General features: G+C 60.6%; 19 protein-coding genes. 3 read left to right on the top strand and 16 right to left on the bottom strand.

All coding sequences use genetic code 11. The features are described 5' to 3' along the window. Positions 1–38 precede the first annotated feature (38 nt). A complete protein-coding gene (locus tag JWS10_RS09445) occupies positions 39–953 on the bottom strand; it encodes a hydrogen peroxide-inducible genes activator (protein ID WP_299506741.1) in 915 nt (304 codons plus the stop codon). Positions 954–1075: 122 nt separating this feature from the next. Here JWS10_RS09445 and katG point away from each other — a divergent pair, with 122 nt between their 5' ends. Continuing rightward, a complete protein-coding gene (katG, locus tag JWS10_RS09440; protein ID WP_299506692.1) occupies positions 1076–3304 on the top strand; it encodes a catalase/peroxidase HPI in 2229 nt (742 codons plus the stop codon). A gap of 186 nt (positions 3305–3490) precedes the next feature. Here the strand turns inward: katG and JWS10_RS09435 are convergent, their stop codons facing one another. The 8 genes from JWS10_RS09435 to JWS10_RS09400 form a co-directional block, all read right to left on the bottom strand. Further along, positions 3491–3985 carry an HdeA/HdeB family chaperone gene (locus JWS10_RS09435; RefSeq protein ID WP_299506690.1) on the bottom strand — a complete coding sequence of 165 codons (495 nt, stop codon included), beginning with the start codon at positions 3983–3985 and terminating at the stop codon, positions 3491–3493. Between the two features lie 189 nt (positions 3986–4174). Beyond that, a complete protein-coding gene (dxs, locus tag JWS10_RS09430) occupies positions 4175–6088 on the bottom strand; it encodes a 1-deoxy-D-xylulose-5-phosphate synthase (protein ID WP_299506687.1) in 1914 nt (637 codons plus the stop codon). A gap of 7 nt (positions 6089–6095) precedes the next feature. After that, entirely contained in the window at positions 6096–6965 is an 870-nt protein-coding gene (locus JWS10_RS09425; RefSeq protein ID WP_299506685.1) for a polyprenyl synthetase family protein, read from the bottom strand. Continuing rightward, entirely contained in the window at positions 6962–7201 is a 240-nt protein-coding gene (locus tag JWS10_RS09420; RefSeq protein ID WP_299473577.1) for an exodeoxyribonuclease VII small subunit, read from the bottom strand. The genes JWS10_RS09425 and JWS10_RS09420 overlap by 4 nt, the downstream gene beginning before the upstream one ends. Then, positions 7198–8124, bottom strand: coding sequence for a histone deacetylase family protein (locus JWS10_RS09415; RefSeq protein WP_299506683.1), 927 nt, complete (start codon positions 8122–8124; stop codon positions 7198–7200). Before JWS10_RS09415 ends, JWS10_RS09420 begins: the two co-directional genes overlap by 4 nt. Before the next feature lie 335 nt (positions 8125–8459). After that, entirely contained in the window at positions 8460–8957 is a 498-nt protein-coding gene (locus tag JWS10_RS09410) for a hypothetical protein (RefSeq protein ID WP_299473581.1), read from the bottom strand. A 68-nt stretch (positions 8958–9025) separates the two neighbouring features. Next, positions 9026–9727: a response regulator gene (locus JWS10_RS09405; RefSeq protein WP_299473583.1), complete on the bottom strand. Its 702-nt coding sequence runs from the start codon at positions 9725–9727 to the stop codon at positions 9026–9028. Further along, positions 9724–10233, bottom strand: a complete 510-nt coding sequence (locus JWS10_RS09400; RefSeq protein WP_299473585.1) for a MarR family transcriptional regulator — start codon at positions 10231–10233, stop codon at positions 9724–9726. Before JWS10_RS09400 ends, JWS10_RS09405 begins: the two co-directional genes overlap by 4 nt. A gap of 138 nt (positions 10234–10371) precedes the next feature. Between JWS10_RS09400 and JWS10_RS09395 the strand changes: the two genes are divergently transcribed. Continuing rightward, complete coding sequence (locus JWS10_RS09395; RefSeq protein WP_299506680.1) at positions 10372–11238, top strand: branched-chain amino acid aminotransferase; 867 nt, start codon at positions 10372–10374, stop codon at positions 11236–11238. Between the two features lie 207 nt (positions 11239–11445). Here the strand turns inward: JWS10_RS09395 and JWS10_RS09390 are convergent, their stop codons facing one another. From JWS10_RS09390 to JWS10_RS09375, 4 genes are all read right to left on the bottom strand, one after another. After that, positions 11446–12339, bottom strand: a complete 894-nt coding sequence (locus tag JWS10_RS09390; RefSeq protein ID WP_299506678.1) for a calcium-binding protein — start codon at positions 12337–12339, stop codon at positions 11446–11448. 392 nt (positions 12340–12731) lie between these two features. Further along, entirely contained in the window at positions 12732–12917 is a 186-nt protein-coding gene (locus JWS10_RS09385; protein WP_299506675.1) for a hypothetical protein, read from the bottom strand. 249 nt (positions 12918–13166) lie between these two features. Continuing rightward, a complete protein-coding gene (locus JWS10_RS09380) occupies positions 13167–13931 on the bottom strand; it encodes an SDR family oxidoreductase (protein ID WP_299506673.1) in 765 nt (254 codons plus the stop codon). An 87-nt stretch (positions 13932–14018) separates the two neighbouring features. After that, positions 14019–14447 (bottom strand): organic hydroperoxide resistance protein, encoded by a 429-nt coding sequence (locus JWS10_RS09375; RefSeq protein WP_299473595.1) that lies wholly within the window; start codon positions 14445–14447, stop codon positions 14019–14021. Positions 14448–14572: 125 nt separating this feature from the next. Between JWS10_RS09375 and JWS10_RS09370 the strand changes: the two genes are divergently transcribed. Beyond that, positions 14573–15007, top strand: coding sequence for a MarR family transcriptional regulator (locus JWS10_RS09370; RefSeq protein ID WP_299506671.1), 435 nt, complete (start codon positions 14573–14575; stop codon positions 15005–15007). Between the two features lie 142 nt (positions 15008–15149). Here the strand turns inward: JWS10_RS09370 and hutU are convergent, their stop codons facing one another. From hutU to hutI, 3 genes are read right to left on the bottom strand one after another with little or no spacing between them, the layout of a single operon-like run. Continuing rightward, positions 15150–16847, bottom strand: coding sequence for a urocanate hydratase (gene hutU, locus JWS10_RS09365; RefSeq protein ID WP_299506668.1), 1698 nt, complete (start codon positions 16845–16847; stop codon positions 15150–15152). A gap of 12 nt (positions 16848–16859) precedes the next feature. Then, positions 16860–18392, bottom strand: coding sequence for a histidine ammonia-lyase (gene hutH / locus JWS10_RS09360; protein WP_299506666.1), 1533 nt, complete (start codon positions 18390–18392; stop codon positions 16860–16862). Further along, positions 18389–19567, bottom strand: coding sequence for an imidazolonepropionase (gene hutI / locus JWS10_RS09355; RefSeq protein ID WP_299506739.1), 1179 nt, complete (start codon positions 19565–19567; stop codon positions 18389–18391). The genes hutH and hutI overlap by 4 nt, the downstream gene beginning before the upstream one ends. Between the last annotated feature and the right edge of the window lie 77 nt (positions 19568–19644).

The raw sequence follows: 19644 nt of genomic DNA, 5'->3' as shown, positions 1-19644 counted from the left end.
TCAGTATTTCCGTTAAAGCCGCCTAAAAAATAAGCACCTCACAGCATCGCATGCTGGGCGCGCAGGGTCAGGGCCGAGTGTCGCACCAATTCTGCGACTTGCAACAGTTGCTTGGCAAGCGGGCTGGTTTTCCGCCACACCATCCCGACCGAGCGTTGCGGCTTAGGGTCACCAAAGCGCGCCACAGAAACGGCCGTCGCGCGGGTTTCAACGGCAATCGCCATCTCGGGTATCAACGTCACGCCGATGCCTGCGCTGACCATTTGCACCAGCGTTGATAGCGAGCTGCCGTCCAAAAGCTCTCGCGGCGGAGCGGCAGAGGTGTTGCAGAACGACAGCGCCTGATCGCGAAAACAATGGCCTTCCTCTAGCAACAGCAGCCGCATTTCGCGCAGTCTCTCACGACTGGGCACCGGTTTGCCTTCATCCTCGGCAGGGCGGATCAACACGAAACCTTCCGAGAACAGTGGCACCTCGGTCAGTGAAGGCTCTGAAATTGGTAGCGCCACGATAGCGGTATCCAAGCGACCCTCGGCCAGTTCGGTGAGCAGCTTTGGCGTGATGGTTTCGCGCAGTTGCAGGTCAAGATCGGCGTTGAGCCGCATCAGATTGCCGATGATTGTTGGCAACAAATACGGTGCGATGGTGGGAATCACCCCGATCCGCAAGCGCCCGACCAGTTGCGTCTGCGCCGCCCGCGCGATGTCGGCGAGTTCATCCACCGAGCGCAAAATGTCGCGGACCCGCAGCGCAAACGCCTCGCCAAAGCTGGTCAGCCGCACCTGCCGCGCGCCGCGTTCAAACAGCTCGGTGCCAAGGGCCGCTTCCAGTTCTTTGATTTGCATCGACAAAGCGGGTTGTGAGATCGCACAGTTCTCTGCCGCCCGGCCGAAATGACCATGCTGCGCCAAAGATTCAAAGTAGCGAAACTGCTTCAGAGTGACATTCATCAGATAATCTTATCGCAATAATCAGTTTATTCAACTTAAACTAATGCCACTCTGTTGCTATAGCTGTCGCAGCAAACGCAAGAGACCGTTCATTTGAGCGGTCTCCAGCAGCATAGGGGAAAGTTATGGACGGAAATGACAATGCCAGTGGCGGCAAATGCCCGGTGATGCATGGCGGTGGCAAGCACACCACTCATAAAGCACGCTCTAACCGCGATTGGTGGCCGAACCAGCTTAACCTACGGATTTTGCATCAGAATGCGCCGAGCTCGAGCCCGATGCTGGCAGAGTTTGACTATAAGAAAGCGTTCAACGAACTCGATCTGCCCGCGGTGAAGCAAGACCTTCACGCGCTGATGACCGATAGCCAACCGTGGTGGCCTGCCGATTGGGGTCATTACGGACCGTTCTTTATTCGCATGGCGTGGCACAGCGCTGGCACCTATCGCACCGGTGATGGTCGCGGCGGTGCGGGTTCGGGCACCCAACGATTTGCGCCACTGAACTCTTGGCCGGATAACGTCAGCTTGGATAAGGCCCGTCGTCTGCTGTGGCCGATCAAACAAAAATACGGCAACGCAATTTCCTGGGCCGATTTGATTGTGTTGACGGGTAACGTCGCGCTGGAATCGATGGGCTTCAAGACCTTCGGTTTCGGTGGTGGACGCGTTGACGTGTGGGAGCCGCCAGAGGATATTTACTGGGGCTCGGAAGACACTTGGCTGATCGCCTCGAACGATCCAGCCAACAAAAACAGCCGCTATTCGGGCGAGCGCGATCTGGAGAACCCACTCGCCGCTGTGCAGATGGGCCTGATCTACGTCAACCCGGAAGGCCCGGATGGCGTGGCCGATCCGGTGGCGTCTGGCCGCGACATTCGTGACACGTTTGCGCGGATGGCGATGGATGACGAAGAAACCGTGGCTTTGGTTGCGGGCGGGCATACTTTTGGCAAGGCGCATGGCGCGGGCGATCCGGCTTTGGTCGGCGCTGACCCAGAAGGCGCACCGATGGCGCTGCAGGGCTTGGGCTGGCAGAATGGTTTTGGCTCGGGTTCGGGCATTCACACCACCAGCTCGGGGATCGAGGGCGCGTGGAAGCCGAACCCGACGACGTGGGATAACGGTTATTTCAACATGCTGTTCAAATATGAGTGGGAGCTGACCAAAAGCCCCGCAGGCGCGCAGATTTTCCTCGCCCGGGATGTAGAGCCGCAGGATATGATTCCCGACGCGCATGATCCGTCGATCACCCATCGCCCGATGATGACGACGGCTGACCTTGCGATGCGGTTTGATCCGATCTACGGGCCGATTTCGCGCAAGTTTCACGCTGATCAGGCGGCGTTTGCGGATGCGTTTGCACGGGCTTGGTTCAAGCTGACCCACCGCGATATGGGGCCGAAAGTGCTGTATCTTGGGCCAGAAGTGCCTGCGGACGATCTGATCTGGCAAGATCCGATCCCCACGCCAACGGCGGCGCCGATTGATGCGGCGGATGTGGCGGCGTTGAAGGCGCAGATCTTGGGCTCGGCGCTGACGGTGTCGGAACTGGTTGCGGTGGCTTGGGCTTCGGCCTCAACCTTTCGAGGTTCGGACAAGCGTGGCGGTGCCAATGGTGCGCGTATTCGCTTGGCTCCGCAGAAGGATTGGGCGGCGAACCAGCCGGACGTTTTGGCCAAGGTGCTGGCGGTGCTGGAAGGCGTGCAGGCTGCGTTCAACGCGACTTCAGGCAAAACCGTTTCGCTGGCCGATCTGGTCGTGCTCGGCGGTACGGCGGCGGTTGAGAATGCGGCGGTTGCGGCTGGGCATCCGATTGCGGTGCCGTTTGCACCGGGTCGGACGGATGCTTTGCAGGAGCAAACCGATGTGGAAAGCTTCGCAGTGTTGGAGCCTGTGGCGGACGGGTTCCGCAACTATATGAAGGTGCAGTATTCGGTTTCGGCGGAAGAACTGCTGCTGGATCGGGCGCAACTGCTTACCCTGACCGCACCCGAGATGACGGTTCTGGTAGGCGGTATGCGGGCTTTGGATGCCAATACCGGGCATTCTCAAGCTGGCGTTTTCACCGCACGGCCCGGGGTTCTGAGCAACGATTTCTTCGTCAACCTGCTGGATATGGGCACCGTTTGGAAAGCCACCACTCCAGCTGAGACGGAGTTTGAGGGCCGGGATCGTGCGACGGGTGCGTTGAAGTGGACCGCGACGCGGAATGATCTGGTGTTCGGATCGAACTCGCAACTGCGGGCTTTGGCTGAGGTTTACGGTCAGAGCGACGCTCAAGCGGCCTTCGTGCGCGACTTTGCCAAAGCTTGGGTCAAACTGATGAATGCGGATCGGTTTGATCTGGTTTAACCGAGGCTAGCATTAAAAAACGCGCGCGGGTCTGGACCTGCGCGCGTTTCTTGTTGGAGTGTGTCCACACGTGGACAGGGGTCTCGGCCTAAGCATATCAAGGGCTTAGGGGTGGTCGATTAACTTGCAGTTAATCTTTGCCCCAACTAAGGTGATGGCGCGAGAGCTTGCCCGCGCCAAAGCCATTCACATCTTCCCTGCTTTCATCGCGTCCATCACCGTGCCGTCTGGATGCGCTTTGCAGGCATCTTGCGCGGCCGTCGTAGCGGCTTCATCGGTCATCGACGTGACCGTAGCATCGGTTGACATCGCCTGCTTCATTGCAATCCCGGCGCTCGACATACCTTGCGCATCCATCGCCATCAGATCAGCACAGGTCATTGTCGTGCCGTCCATGGTTCCCGTGGCCGCAGTCCCTGAAGTTGCGTCCCCCGACGTCGTACCTCCGGATGTGGTACCTCCGGACGTGGTGCCACCTGAAGTCGTGCCGCCTGACGTCGTGCCACCTGAAGTCGTGCCGCCTGACGTGGTGCTTCCCGAGGTGTCTGAGTTCGTGGTTCCCGACGTCGAGGTGTCGGAATTCGTTGTTCCCGAAGTTGTGGTGTCAGTGCTCGTGGTTTGCGCGAAAGCCGGCACTGCGATCAACGCAAGCACAGCGCAGGTGTAAGAAAGTTTCATCATATTGTCCTCCTCCAGCACCCGCTCAAATGCGGGCCCTATAAACGTTAGGTCGGAGGGGCCATCTGAGTAGCGAAAAGCGCGTGAACTCACGCAGCCGTGAACCCCACGGCAACGCGGACTTGCCGCGCATCCACAGTTCGCGGCGTCCAAAATAATACTAAAACGCGCTTTTGTGACAAGAGATATCGGTCACGCTCGCTTGCCTACAACGGCCACGCCCAAAGTCTCTAACACTTTCGCTTCAATGTGCGCGGCGTCCATGCTGGCGCTGCGATACATTGCCTCGGGGGAGGCGTGGTCGATAAAAGTGTCCGGCAGAACCATGCTGCGGAACTTGAGCCCGTGGTCAAAAACCCCCTCATTGGCGAGCAGTTGGGCGACATGGCTGCCGAAGCCGCCGATGGCACCTTCTTCTATTGTGATCAGGGCTTCGTGATTGCGGGCGAGATTGAGGATCAGGTCGCGGTCGAGTGGTTTGGCGAAGCGGGCGTCGGCAATGGTGGGGGTCAAACCTTTGGCCGTAAGGGACTCGGCGGCCTTTTGCACCTCGCTTAGGCGGGTGCCGAAAGACAGCAGTGCAACGCGGTTGCCTTGTTGGATTAACCGGCCTTTGCCAATTTCAAGCGGGATGCCGCGGGCGGGCATTTCGACCCCGGTGCCTTCACCCCGCGGGTAGCGGAAGGCGATGGGGCCAGAGTTATGGGCGGCCGCGGTGGCGACCATGTGGACGAGTTCGGCCTCGTCTGCGGCGGCCATGACGACGAAACCGGGCAGGTTAGAGAGAAACGCAATGTCAAACGAGCCGGCATGGGTCGCGCCGTCTGCGCCGACCAATCCGGCGCGGTCGATGGCGAAGCGGACGGGCAGTCGTTGGATGGCGACATCATGGACGACTTGATCGTAGCCGCGTTGCAGGAAGGTGGAGTAGATCGTGCAGAACGGTTTCATGCCACCAGCGGCGAGGCCGGCTGAGAAGGTGACGGCGTGCTGCTCGGCGATGCCGACGTCAAAAGTGCGTTTCGGGAAGCGCGCGGCGAACAGATCAAGGCCAGTGCCGTCCGGCATCGCGGCGGTGATGGCGACGATTTTGTCATCGGATTCGGCTTCACGGATCAACGCTTGCGCGAAGGTCTTGGTGTAGCTGGGGGCATTGGAGGCAGCTTTTTGCTGCACGCCTGTCAGCACGTCGAACTTGCCGGTGGCGTGGCCTTTGTCACGGGCAGCCTCGGCCGGGGCGTAGCCCTTGCCCTTTTTGGTCAGAACGTGGATCAGCATCGGGCCAGTGGCGCGGGCTTGGGCGGTTCTGAGCACCGGCAGCAGTTGGTCAAGGTCGTGGCCGTCGATGGGGCCAACATAAGAGAAGCCGAGTTCCTCAAACAAAGTGCCGCCGACGGCCATGCCTTTCAGCATTTCCTTGGCGCGGCGCGCACCCTCTTGGAACGGCTCTGGCAGCAAGGAAACCATGCCTTTGGCGGCGGATTTCAGGTCATGGAACGGCTCACCTGCATACATCCGGCTGAGGTAGGCCGAAAAAGCGCCGACCGGGGGGGCGATGGACATTTCGTTGTCATTCAGGATGACGAACAGGCGTTTTTTGAGGTGGCCTGCGTTGTTCATCGCCTCAAACGCCATGCCTGCCGACATCGAGCCATCGCCGATCACCGCGATGGCATCGCCGGGATCGCCGCCCAGCTCTGCCGCCATGGCGAAACCGAGAGCGGCGGAGATTGAGGTGGAGGAATGCGCCGCGCCGAATGGATCATAGGGGGATTCGCTGCGTTTGGTGTAGCCCGACAGGCCGTTCTCGGTACGCAGCGTGCGAATGCGGTCGCGACGTCCCGTGAGGATTTTATGCGGGTAGCATTGGTGGCCAACGTCCCAGATGATCTTGTCGCGCGGGGCGTGAAAGATGGCGTGCAGGGCGACCGTCAGCTCAACCACGCCGAGGCCCGCACCGAGATGACCGCCGGTTTCGGACACCGCTGAAATGGTTTCAGCACGAAGTTCGTCAGCGAGTTGCTTCAGCTCGCGATCCGACAGGAACTTCATATCGGCGGGCAGATGCACCCGGTCCAACAGCGGGGTGAGGGGGCGGTTTGACATAAGAGCCTCAGCTTTCCCGCGCGATGGTGAACCGGGCGCAGTCTATCAGGTTTTGGGCGGATGCGCCGTATGGGGCGAGGTGGTCGCACGCCTCATCTATCAGGGATTTGGCGCGGATGCGTGCGGCATCAAGCCCCAGCAGCGAAACGAAGGTAGCTTTGCCGGCGGCGGCGTCTTTTTGCAGACGTTTTCCGGCTTTATCGGCGTCTCCGGTGACGTCAAGAATGTCGTCAGCGATCTGAAAGGCGAGGCCGAGGGCGGTTGCATAGGCGCGCAAGGGACGCGGATTTTGCTCGGCGAGGATGGCCCCGGCTTCGGCGGCAAAGCGGAACAGCGCACCAGTTTTCCCGGCTTGAAGATGGGTGATCTGGCTGAGGGTTAGCGGATCGGTGGCGGTTTCGGCGGCGATATCCAGGGCTTGACCGAGCACCATGCCCTGCGCGCCGGAGGCTTTGGCGAGGCCCGCTATGAGCTTCAGGCGGGTGTCGGCGGTGCCAAGGCTGGGGTCGGTGAGGAGTTCAAACGCAAGCGTTTGCAGAGCGTCTCCGGCGAGGATGGCGGTGGCTTCATCCCATTTGATGTGCACAGTGGGCAGGCCACGGCGTAGGCTGTCATTGTCCATCGCGGGCAGGTCATCATGGACGAGGCTGTAGGCGTGCAGGGCCTCAATTGAGGCTGCGGCAGAGATTGAGCTGGCAGGCGAAACCCCGAGCATCTGGGCGGATTGCAAGGTGAGGAAGCCACGCAAGCGTTTGCCCCCCGCACTGGCATAGGCCATGGCGTGGATCACCGCTTGGTCGGGAAGTTGCGCAAAAGCGGCATCAAGGCGGGCTTGGATCAGGCCAGCATCGGCGGCGAGAAGGGTCGAAAAGCTCACATTCCCTCCACCGGGGTGGTGCCCACGGCACGGCCTTCGGCGGCGCGGATCAGTTCGACCTTTTCCTCGGCAGATTTCAGTTTGGCGGCGCAATGGGCTTTCAACTGCGCGCCACGTTCGTAAAGCGCGATGCTTTGTTCCAGCGCCACTTCGCCGCGCTCCAGCTGGGTCACGACGGATTCGAGGGCGGCCATGGCTTCCTCGAACGACATATCTGTCACGGCTTTGTCGGTCATTTCCCGCGCTCCTGCAAAACACCCACATGTGCGGCGACCGAGGCGGTCAACGCGGGCAGATCATAACCGCCCTCAAGGCAGGATACCACCCGGCCCGCGCAATGAGCGTCGGCCAAATCGCAGATGCGTTGGGTGAGCCAAGCGTAATCGTCGGTTTGCCACTCAAGTCCCGCGAGGGGGTCGGCTTCATGCGCATCAAAACCTGCCGAGATCAGGATCAGATCGGGCTTCAACGCTGCAATGCGGGGGAAGATCAGGCTTTCGTATGCCTCACGCATCGGGCCGGAACCTGTAGCCTCGGACAACGGCACGTTGAGGATTTGGCCATGCGCGCCGGTCTCGGTCGGGTTGCCGGTGCCGGGATACAGTGGCATCTGGTGGCTGGAGCAGAACAGGGCGCGGGATTCATTCCAGAACAGATCTTGCGTGCCGTTGCCGTGATGCACGTCAAAATCGACAATGGCGACACGCGCGAGATTATGGTGATTTAAGGCTCTAAGTGCCGCAATAGAGACTGTTCCAAGCAGACAAAAGCCCATCGCGGTTTCAGATTCGGCGTGGTGGCCGGGAGGACGGGCGGCGAGGAAAGCGTTCTTAGCCTTGCTTGAAAGCACGGCATCGACTGCGGCGCAGGCTCCACCAACGGCATACAAAGCGGCATTGAGCGAGCCGACAGAGAGGAAGGTGTCGCCGTCGAGTTGCGCCCATCCGGTTGCAGGGGATGCCGCGCGGAGTTTGGCGAGATATCGGGCGGGATGCGCGCGCAGGATATCCTCATCGAGGCCAAGCGGCGCATCGCGGCGAAGCAAATCGAGGTGGCTTAGCCCCGCTTGAACGGCGGCGTAGCGCGCGACCTGCTCGGGGTGGCCGGGGGGTGTCAGGTGGTTTTCGGATTCGGGGGAGTTGATGAGAAGAGTTGTCATGCGTGCCTCGGCTGGTTTGGTTCGAAGATAGCGCGGGGCGGGCAGAACGGGAATGGTCGGTTTTGGGACCGTCGCCGGGGGTTTCACACCCCCGGACCCCCGTGGGATATTTTTGCCAATGCGAAAGCAAATTTTAGTCAAATCTTACGGGATGGGGATTGCAGTCTTGGCGAGACAGACATTGTTGGTGCACCCCGCCGTCTACAGGCGCACTGCTCAAAGTTCGGTTCTGTGCTCAAATATCCCGCGGGGGTCTGGGGGTGTGAAACCCCCAGCGTGGTCGTTGAAAGCTACGCGGCTTAGTCGCGCTGCGAGATCAATCTGCGTGATCAGGTTCAGCCCTTCTCTTGCTCTTCCTGACAAGCAACCGTCTCTGTCACTGCTTCGTCGCTGCCAGAAAGGTCGATAGACATGACTTCGGTGCCTTGGCTTTGCAGCACCATGACTTCTTTCGCGGAAAGGTCGGTCAGAAAGTCGGGGCTGTCAAAGCTGACCAGCACGCCCGGAACCTCGTCGAGGTGCATGCCCTTGCCAGTGCCATCGTATTTTTCATCATCCAGCATAAAGCTGATCGGATAGTCGGTGCCATCCTCTATCTCACCCCAAGCGGTGTTGAAGGCTGCAACATAGCCATTGCCTGCAGTGCGGTCAAAACCGATGCGAACATGGCTGCCGTCCTCGAAATCGGACGACAACAGGCAACCATTGCCCAAAGTGGTGTCAACTTGCACATCCCAGCCGCCAGCTTCGGAATAAGGCACCAGATCATCGGCATAGGCCGCGGTAGACAACAAAGCAAAGCCGCAGGCGGCGGTGAATTTCAACAAAGTCATAGTCTCTCCCAAGGATGTTATTGCACCAAAACTGGCAGGAAATCGTTAAGCAACTGAAGCGATCGGCTTCAGTCGGTTTGCAACATATAGCCTTCGCCGCGCACGGTTTGCAGGTAGCGTGGCGATTTTGGGTCGTCTTCGATTTTGCGTCGCAACCGGGTGATCTGCACGTCTACGGCACGTTCTTGCCCAGCACTGTCATCGCGCGGCATGTCGCCGACGAGTTTATCGCGTGACATTGCTGTGCCGGGTTGCGCCGAGAAAATTCGCATCAAGGCGGCCTCGGTCGAGGTCAGGCGGATCAGATCGGTGCCGCGCCATAACTCGCCGCGATCCATATCGTAGCGCACAGGGCCCATATGCAACACCTTCGGCGCGGGGCTAGCGGGCTTGGCAGCCGGCACGCGGCGCAGAATGGCGTTGATGCGCAAAAGCAACTCTTTCGGCTCGAATGGTTTGATCAGGTAATCGTCGGCCCCGGCCTCAAAACCTTCTATCCGGTTCGAAGTTTCACCCTTGGCCGTCAACAGCAAGATTGGCACGGTCAGGGTTTGACGCAAAGCGCGGGTCAGGCTGATGCCATCCTCGCCGGGCATCATTACGTCAAGCACCAGCATATCAAATTCGAGCCCTGCGAGCAGGCGACGGGCTTGGGCAGCATCGCGGGCGACCGAGACAAGGAAGCCGTTGCGGATCAGGAATTTTTGCAACAAGCCGCGGATGCGTTCGTCGTCGTCCACGACCAGAAGATGTGGCGGAAGCTCTGTCATGTGCCCTCTTTTGATCCCTGATTTTGGCCTTGATACTGGCGGCGCTGCTCGGCGTCCATCATCGCCTCTAGCACGGTGCGAAACCCCTGCACAGCGCTCGGCCCAGCGGCGCGGTAGGCCGCGCGCATCCTTGCACGTTGCGCGTCCGACAGCGCGCGTTCAAGCGAGCGGCCTTTGTCGGTGAGGTAAAGGTGGCGCTCGCGTTTGTCTTGTTTGCCGACGCGGGCCTCAACCAAGCCATCGTCAAACAAGGTGCGCAACACGCGGTTCAGCGATTGTTTGGTGACGCCGAGGATGGTCAGCAGATTGCCGACAGTGGTGCCGGGTGAGCGATTGATGAAATGCACGGCGCGGTGATGGGCGCGGCCGTAGTCCATGTCTTCAAGGATACGGTCGGGATCAGCCGTGAACCCGCGATAGGCGAAGAACATCGCCTCGATGCCTTTGCGCAGGTTTTCATCAGTGAGAAACAGCAGGCTTTCGCCGCTGTTGCTTGGGTCGGGCATGGTCGTCTCCTCCGCCGATAATATACGTCAGCCTTGTTGACATTCCAAGTCATAAGGTTTAGCGGATTCGTGATTTCACGCAATATTATGACCGTATTGGACCTATATTGCGCAACATTCGCAAATATGGAGGCTGCGATGGCAGGTTATGACGATCGGGACGGGTTCATCTGGATGGATGGCAAGCTGGTGGAATGGCGATCAGCGAATGTGCATATTCTGACCCATGCGCTGCATTATGCGTCGTCGGTGTTTGAGGGCGAGCGCTGCTATAACGGCAAGATTTTCAAATCGGTGCAGCATTCGGAACGGCTGCGGAACTCGGGTGCGTTGCTGGATATGGAGTTGCCATATTCGGTGGCGGAAATTGAGGCGGCTAAGCAGGCGACGCTTAAAGCCAACGGGTTGAGCGATGCCTATGTGCGGGCGATTGCTTGGCGCGGGGCTGGCGAGGATATGGGGGTGGCCTCAAAACGCAACCCGATCCGGCTGGCTGTGGCGGTGTGGTCTTGGGGGAATTATTACGGCGATGCCAAGACCAAGGGTGCGAAGCTGGACATCGCCAAGTGGAAGCGGCCCTCGCCCGAGACGATCCCGCATGAGGCGAAGGCGGCGGGGCTTTATATGATCTGCACGATGTCGAAACATGCAGCCGAGGCGAAGGGCTGCTCGGATGCGATGATGTTCGACTATCGCGGCTATGTGGCCGAGGCGACGGGCGCGAATATCTTTTTTGTGAAGGATGGCGAGGTTCACACCCCACTGCCGGATGCGTTCCTGAACGGCATCACCCGGCAGACGGTGATCGGGATGCTGCGCGATCAGGGCATTGTGGTGCATGAACGGCATATTCTGCCTGCCGAGTTGGAGGGCTTCCAGCAATGCTGGCTGACCGGGACGGCTGCGGAGGTTACTCCGGTTGGGCAGATCGGCGAGTATAGTTTTGAGGTTGGGGCGCTGACTTTGGGGATCTCGGATCAGTATGAGAAGCTGGTGCGGGCCTAACCTGCCGATCTGCTGGTCGCGGCGGCAGAGCACCCATCCCTAGAGGGCGGTCGTACACGGTCACGGGTTACGCCGCCGCTTGCCAAGACCACCGGGCTTTGGCAAGCGGCGCGGGCCGTGCGCCAGCCCAGAGCATAAGGCCAGTCTGACGGCCGACTGCATTTCTCAGCCTCGGCCGCAGTGTGCGGCTGAATGTTGCGATCTGGATCAAATGATCAGGAACTCATGCGCACCGAAGCCAGCTCGATTGGCCCCGACATTGGCAAACACCTCGCCGGCGGCACCGCCTACCCCGTCCGGGTCATAGTAAATATTGCCGGTGTCGCGTTCATAGATGATGTGATCGGTGGCCCGCACCGCAAGCCCGCTCAGGTTGACAGCGAAATTCTTTGCAGCGAGCGCGCCGGGTGCCAGCGCTGCAAACACCGCATCCTCCAGCTGGATCTGATCATCCGCTGAGACATAGCCGTTGATCTTGTCACTGTTCGCCGCCCCGACCGCCGAGCCGAAACTGAACAGGAACACATCCTTCCCCGCACCGCCGGTCAGCGCGTCTGTGCCAGCTCCGCCAGACAGTGTGTCGTGGCCGTCGCCGCCGTAAAGTCTATCGCGGTCACCGCCGCCATACAGCACGTCACCGCCCTTGCCACCGTAGACCATATCGTTGCCGAAATCGCCATACACCCTGTCCTTGCCGTCACCGCCATAGGCTGTATCGGCGCCGTGCCCGCCATAGACGGCATCCTTGCCGACGCCGCCAGACAGCTTGTCATTGCCGTGCACGCCCCAGAGCACGTCATTGTCATAACCGCCGTAGACCGTATCGTCGCCGTCGTCGCCATACAGAAGGTCCTTGCCGTAGCCGCCATAAGTCGCATCATTGCCCGGTCCGCCGAAGACGGAATCTTTGCCGATGCCAGCATACAGGTAGTCATTGCCGATCGAGCCGCCCGAGAGGACATCATTGTCATAACCGCCGTAGACCGTATCGTTGCCTTCACCGCCACTCAGATAATCGTTGCCGCCACGGCCGTAGACGATATCGTCGCCGGGCCCCATGCTGAAAGAATCCCGGCGGTTGGTTCCGAGTATGAAAGTCATGCTATCACTCCGAAATAATGAGCGTAGGCTCTTGCTCCTCCGCAGGGATCATCCGCAGGGATCATCCACCCCCGCAGATGAACTGCACCTTCCTAAAATAGCATGCGTTGCAAAGTCAGCGGCAGAAACTCTGGGGGAGGGAGTAGGGAACAAATCGCACAGACCCAGCCTTGACGCGCTATCCGTAAGGAGTGTTCGGCGGCGCGGCCGGTGCGATTGTGGGGTATCCGACAAGCTTTGGAACCGCACACAGCTTTCTGAACGAACCGAAACGCATAATTTGCACGCGCAGGCTGCGTTGAAAGCGTCACCTCATCTGGCAGTCAACGGACAGGGCTTTAGCCGCGCTTCATAATTGCGTCGCAAAATAATTGCGTCGCAAACTCGTAGCCTTAAGCCTCAATCCCGCGCTCAATGCGCAGATATTCCTGCATACGGCGGTTGTCTTCGCTGCGGGTTTGCGGGCGTTGGTGGAGTTGGCGCGGTGCGGCCGGGGAGGCTTCGCGGGCGAGGCGCAAGAAGTGTTGAAGTCGAGCGCCATTCGACGGTTCGCGGTGGTCTGCGATGTGTTTGGTCATGGGATGCTCCCTTTCGGTAACGTTAATTAGTGGGTTGATTTGGTTAGATTAGCACAGAACGAACTGCGTCCAAAGGGGCAGCGGCAGGCTGATTGCACGTTCGGCAAAAACCGGAGAGATCGACGGCAGCATTGGCATGAATCCGCTTGCTGGCTGAGAATACTAGCTGGCCGTTTGTCAGGCTGTGGACCGAAATTGCGACCTTTCGCATCGCTCTCAACGCGCGCAGTCCGATACGACCGATTGGCGCTAAACCGCCGAAAATCCGCCATCGACGAACAGTTGCGTGCCGGTGACGAATTCAGCGTCGTCGGAGGCGAGGTAGAGGGCGGCGCGGGCGATGTCTTCGGGTTGGCCGAAGCGGCCTTGCGCGGCTTTGATCGCGGATTCGGAGGCGTCGACTCCGAGTGCGGGGAGTTCGGCTACTTCGCGCAGGCCGTGTGGGGTCTCAATAAAGCCGGGACAGACGGCGTTGCAACGGATGCCTTTGTCGCGAAACTCCACCGCGATGGCGCGGGCGAACATGTGGCAGGCGCCTTTGGTGGCGTCATACAGCACCTCCATCGGGGTGGCGTAGACGGCGGAAATGCTGGAGGTGCAGACGATGGAGCCTTTGCCTTGCGCCAGCATCATCGGCAGGACGGCGCGGGTCATCAGGTACATGCTTTTCACGTTGACGTCGAACAGCATGTCCCAATCGGCTTCCTCGGTCTCAAGGAAGGGTTTGATGACGATGGTGCCGGCGTGGTTGAACAGCACGTTCACCGGGCCGAGTTGCGATTTTACGATGGCAACGGCGGCATCGACTTGGGCTTTTTGGCTGACATCGGCGGTGGCGAAACAGGCGCGGTGGCCAGCGAGGACCAGATCAAACGCGAGGGCTTGGCCTGCTTCGACATTGCAGTCGATGATGCCGACCGCAGCGCCTTCGGCGGCGAACAAGCGGGCAGCGGCGGCTCCGATTCCGGTGGCACCGCCGGAGATGATAGCAACTTTGCCTTTTAAGCGGTCCATCGAAAAGCCCCCTGCCCTGTTGGGGTTAGCCTAGCAGGGCAAGGGGTAGTGGCAAGGGGTTAGACCCCGGCCTTAAGACCGGAATGTTTAGACCAGCGTGGTGGTGACGTCGATATTGCCCTTGGTGGCGTTCGAGTATGGGCAAATGAAATGGCCGCGATCGACGATTTTCTGCGCGGTTTCACGGTCAACGCCGGGCATCGAAACTTTCAACTCGACTTGCAGGCCGAAGCCACCTTCGTCGCGCGGGCCAATGCTGACGGTCGAGGTGACGGAGGCATCCGCCGGAACGGTGCCGAGTTTCTCGCTCGACGCGGCAAAGCGCATCGCGCCGAGGTAGCAAGCGGCGTATCCCACGGCGAACAGTTGCTCGGGGTTGTTTCCACCACCATTGCCGCCCATTTCTTTTGGCACAGCCAGAGTGACGGCCAACGCGCCATCTGTGGTGGCCGATTTTCCATCACGACCGCCGCCAGTTGCGGTGGCTTCAGTGGAATACGCTATTTTTGTCAACATGATATTTCCTTTGCGATTTAATCGTGTGCGATATATTTAACGCGAGTCGGCAGCGAAGTCAACACGCTTCAAATCCCTTGCGATTTTATCGTGTGCGACTTATCCTGCTGGAAAGGAGCCCGATGATGCCAGCGCCCACCACTTTGCCGATCTCCGAGATGATCTGTTTCTCGCTGTATTCGGCGACCCATGCGATGCAGCACGCCTATAAGCCGATGTTGGAAGCGTTGGGGCTGACCTATCCGCAATATCTGGTGCTGGTGTCACTGTGGGGCGAGGACGGCCAGACCGTCGGGCAGTTGGGGCAGGCGTTGCAGCTGGAGAGCAACACGCTGACGCCGCTGTTGAAGCGGTTGGAGGCTCAGGGGTTGGTGGCGCGGGCGCGCGATAGTCGCGATGAGCGTCAGGTGCGGGTGTCTTTGACGGGCGTGGGCCGCGACATGCAGGCGCGGGCGGCGGATATTCCCGGGTGCATACTGGAGAAGTCAGGCATGACTTTGGCGGCTTTGACGGCGCTGCGCGATCAGGTCAATGCGCTGCGAGATCAGTTGCGGGGTTAACTTGGCTTTCTGGGCTGATCGCCGGGGGTTTCACACCCCCGGACCCCCGTGGGATATTTATGAGTAGATGAAAAATTTTGGTTAAGTTTGAAAGATATGCAAGGAGCCGGAAATAGTTCGTCCGGTTCCTTGCATATCGGCTTTAGTTGCCCAAGATTGTCGGCAGCCGAAGGCCTTGCTCTTTGGCGCAATCAATTGCGGTCTCATAACCCGCATCGGCATGGCGCCAGACGCCCGAAGCTGGGTCATTCCACAGCACACGCTCCAGCCGTTTGGCGGCATCATCGGTGCCATCGGCGACGATCACCACGCCGGAGTGTTGCGAAAAGCCCATGCCGACGCCGCCGCCGTGGTGGATGGAAACCCATGTGGCCCCGGATGCGGTGTTGACGAGGGCGTTGAGCAGGGGCCAGTCGGAGACAGCATCCGAGCCGTCCATCATGCTTTCGGTCTCACGGTTGGGCGAGGCGACCGAGCCAGCATCTAGGTGATCGCGGCCGATGACGATGGGGGCTTTGAGTTCGCCAGATTTTACCATCTCGTTGAGCATCAGGCCAGCGCGGTGGCGATCCCCCAGACCGATCCAGCAGATACGGGCGGGCAGGCCTTGGAAGGCGATACGGTCGGCGGCCATATCCAGCCAGCGGTGCAGGTGGTCGTTTTCCGGGAACAGTTTCTTCATCGCGGCGTCGGTTTTGTAGATATCTTCCGGGTCACCGGACAGGGCCACCCAGCGGAACGGGCCGATGCCTTTGCAGAACAACGGGCGGATGTAGGCGGGGACGAAACCCGGGAAGGCGAAGGCGTTTTCCAAGCCTTCTTCAAGTGCGATTTGGCGGATGTTATTGCCGTAATCCAAAGTCGGCACACCTGCGTTCCAGAAATCGACCATCGCCGCGACATGGGTGCGCATTGAGGCGCGGGCGGCTTTTTGCACCGCTTTCGGGTCGGTTTCCTGTTTGGCGCGCCATTCAGCGACGTTCCAGCCCTGCGGCAAGTAGCCGTGCAGCGGGTCGTGCGCCGAGGTTTGGTCGGTGACGATATCGGGGCGGGCGGTGCCAGCTTTCATGCGACGAACAAGTTCGGGGAATATGTCGGCGGCATTGCCCAACAGGCCGACCGATTTGGCCTCTCCGGCAGCGGTCCATTCGGCGATCATCGCGAGGGCTTCGTCGAGCGTATGCGCTTTGGCATCGACGTAGCGGGTGCGGATGCGGAAGTCGATGCGGGTCTCGTCACACTCCACCGCGAGGCAGCAGGCTCCGGCCATCACAGCCGCCAGAGGTTGAGCGCCGCCCATGCCCCCCAGACCGCCCGTCAGAATCCATTTGCCTTTGAGCGAGCCGCCGTAGTGCTGACGGCCCGCTTCGGCAAACGTCTCATACGTGCCCTGCACGATGCCTTGGGTGCCGATGTAAATCCACGAGCCAGCGGTCATCTGGCCGTACATCATCAGGCCCTTTTTATCGAGCGCGTTGAAATGGTCCCACGTCGCCCAGTGTGGCACAAGGTTGGAGTTGGCGATCAGCACGCGCGGGGCGTCTTTGTGGGTGCGGACCACGGCGACAGGGCGACCGGATTGCACCACCAGCGTCTCATCATCTTCTAGCGTTTTCAGCGTGGCGACGATGCGGTCAAAATCGCCCCAGGTGCGGGTGGCGCGACCGATGCCGCCGTAGACGACCAGTTCGTGCGGATTTTCGGCGACGTCGGGATGCAGGTTGTTCATCAGCATCCGCATCGCGGCCTCGGTCTGCCAGCTTTTCGCGGTGATCTCGGTGCCAGTGGCGGGGTAAATGTCGCGCATATTGTGGCGGGAGTTGTCGAGCGGTTTGTTCATATCAGCCTCGATTTACAAGGTGGGAAGGGTGAGGGCGGAGGCTTCGGTGAGGGCTCCGGTGGCGATCAGATTGGCGGCGGCGATCAGGTCGGGGGCGAGGTAGCGATCATCGCCCAAGGTGGCGACGTCTTGGCGCAGGCGGGCGACGACGGCTTGCAGCGGGGTCGAGGTTTGCAGGGGGGCGCGGAAATCGACGCCTTGGGCGGCGCAGATCGCTTCAACGCCGAGGATGACGTTGAGATTTGCGACCATCTTGCCGAGGCGGACGGCACCGTGCGCGGCCATGCTGACGTGATCTTCTTGGTTGGCGGAAGTGGGGGTGCTGTCGGTCACGCAGGGCATGGCGGTGTGTTTGTTTTCACTCATCAAAGCCGCCGTAGTGACTTCGGCGATCATCAAGCCGGAGTTCAGGCCGGGGCGTGGGGTGAGGAAAGGCGGCAGGTTGAACGACAGCACCGGGTCAACCATCAGGGCGACGCGGCGTTGCGCGATGGCACCGATTTCGGCGAGGGCCAGCGCGATCATGTCGGCGGCAAAGCCCACCGGTTCCGCGTGGAAGTTGCCGCCCGAGACGATCAGGCCCGCTTCGGTCAGCACGAGGGGGTTGTCAGTGGCGGCGTTGGCTTCGATCTCCAAGGTGGTGGCGGCTTGGCGAAGGACGTCCATCGCGGCACCGGTGACCTGCGGTTGGCAGCGAATGCAGTAGGGGTCTTGCACGCGGGCGTCGCCCTCAATGTGGCTTTCGCGGATTTCCGAACCTGCCAGCAGGGCGCGCATGAAGGCGGCGGCTTCGATCTGGCCTGCATGGCCGCGAAGCGAGTGGATTTCGGGTTGCAGCGGCGCGGTGGAGCCCATGATGGCGTCGGTCGATAGCGCCGATGTGACAAGCGCGGATTGCGCGGCATTCCAGCCGTCAAACAGGCCAGCGAGGGCGAAAGCGGTGGAGAATTGCGTGCCGTTGATGAAGGCGAGACCCTCTTTCGGGCCGAGTTGCAGGGCTTGGAGGCCAGCGGCGGCGAGGGCTTTGGCTCCGGGCAGGATCTGGCCTTGGTATTCGGCTTCGCCTTCGCCGATGATCACGGCGGTCATGTGGGCGAGTGGGGCGAGGTCACCGGATGCGCCGACGGAGCCCTGCGCTGGGATTTGCGGGGTGACGCCTTTGGCGAGCATCGACTCCAGCAGTTCGATGAATTCCCAACGGATACCGGACGCGCCGCGACCGAAGCTGAGCAGTTTCAACACCATCAGCAGGCGGGCGTGGCGGCGAGGGATCGCCTCGCCGACACCGCAGCAATGCGACAAGATCAGATTGCGTTGCAGGGTGGCGGTGTCGGCGGGGGCGATGCGCATGCTGGCGAGTTTACCGAAACCCGTGTTGACGCCGTAAACCGGGGCATCGCCAGCGGCGGCAGCTTTGATGGCTTCGGCGGCGCGTTCGATGCCGGGTTTGGCGGCGCGATCGAGGGTGACGGGGAGTTCGTCGCGGTAGATGCGGACCAGTTGTTCGAGGGTGGTTTGGCCGGGGGTCAGGGTCAGTGCGGTCAAAGCGCGCCTCCGATGATGCGTTGATGAAGTGGGTTGAAGCCGATGCGATAGGCGAGTTCGGCGGGGTGTTGGGCGTTCCAGATGGCGAGGTCGGCGACCTGACCTGCGGCCAGCGTGCCGTGGCTGGGTAGGTTTAGGGCGCGGGCGGCATTTATGGTGGTCCCCGCGAGGGCTTCGGCGGGGGTCATGCGGAACAGGGTGCAGGCCATGTTCATCGCCAGTAATAGCGATGACATGGGGGAGGAGCCGGGGTTCATGTCGGTGGCGACGGCCATCGGGACGTTGTGTTTTCTAAGGAGCGCGACGGGCGGGGCTTGCGTTTCGCGCAGGGTGTAGAAGGCTCCGGGGAGGATGACGGCGACGGTTCCTGCGGCGGCCATTGCGATGACGCCAGCTTCGTCGAGATATTCGAGGTGATCGGCGGAGATGGCGTTAAAGCGGGCGGCTAGGGCTGCGCCGCCAAGGTTGGAGAGTTGCTCGGCGTGGAGTTTTACCGGAAGGTTCAGGGCGCGGGCGACCGTGAACAGACGCTCGATTTGGGCGGGGGAGAAGGCGATGCCTTCGCAGAAGCCGTCCACCGCTTCAACCAAGCCTTCAGCGTGGGCAGCGTGTAGGGCCGGGATGGCGACGTCGTCGATATAGGCGTCAGCTCGGTCGTAGTAGTCGGGAGGAATGGCCTGGGCGGGAAGGTAGCTGGTTTTGACGGTGATTTTGCGCAGGGTGGCGATTTCGCGGGCCGCGCGCAGCATCCGAAGTTCGGTGACCTGGTTCAGGCCGTAGCCGGATTTGATCTCGATCACCGCGACGCCCTCGGCGATCATCGCATCGACGAACGGTAGGGCTTGGTCGACCAAATCGGCTTGCGAGGCGGTGCGGGTGGCTTTGACGGTGGAAATGATGCCACCGCCAGCGCGGGCGACTTCTTCGTAAGTGGCACCCTCAAGGCGCATCTCAAACTCTGTGGCGCGGTTGCCACCGTGGACGACGTGGGTGTGGCAGTCGATCAAAGCGGGGGTGATCAGGCGGTTGCCGCAGTCATGTTGCGGCAGGCGAGCGTGTTCAGCGGGGAGGTCAGCGCGGGGGCCGACCCATGCGATACGGCCTTCCGCCAGCACCAAAGCGGCGTCTTGGATCAAGCCGTAGGGGTCCGCGCCGGACCTATCCGACGACTGCATCGTGGCGGCTTGCAGGCCGATAAGAGTGATCGGGGAAGGATGCACGGGATGCCTCGCCAAAAGCTATTGCCTCAACA

Source organism: Cypionkella sp. (assembly GCF_028290025.1).
In the GTDB taxonomy this organism is placed as follows: Bacteria; Pseudomonadota; Alphaproteobacteria; order Rhodobacterales; family Rhodobacteraceae; genus Cypionkella.
The sequence above is the reverse complement of the archived record's forward strand: the minus strand, read 5'-3'. Positions and strand labels throughout refer to the sequence as shown.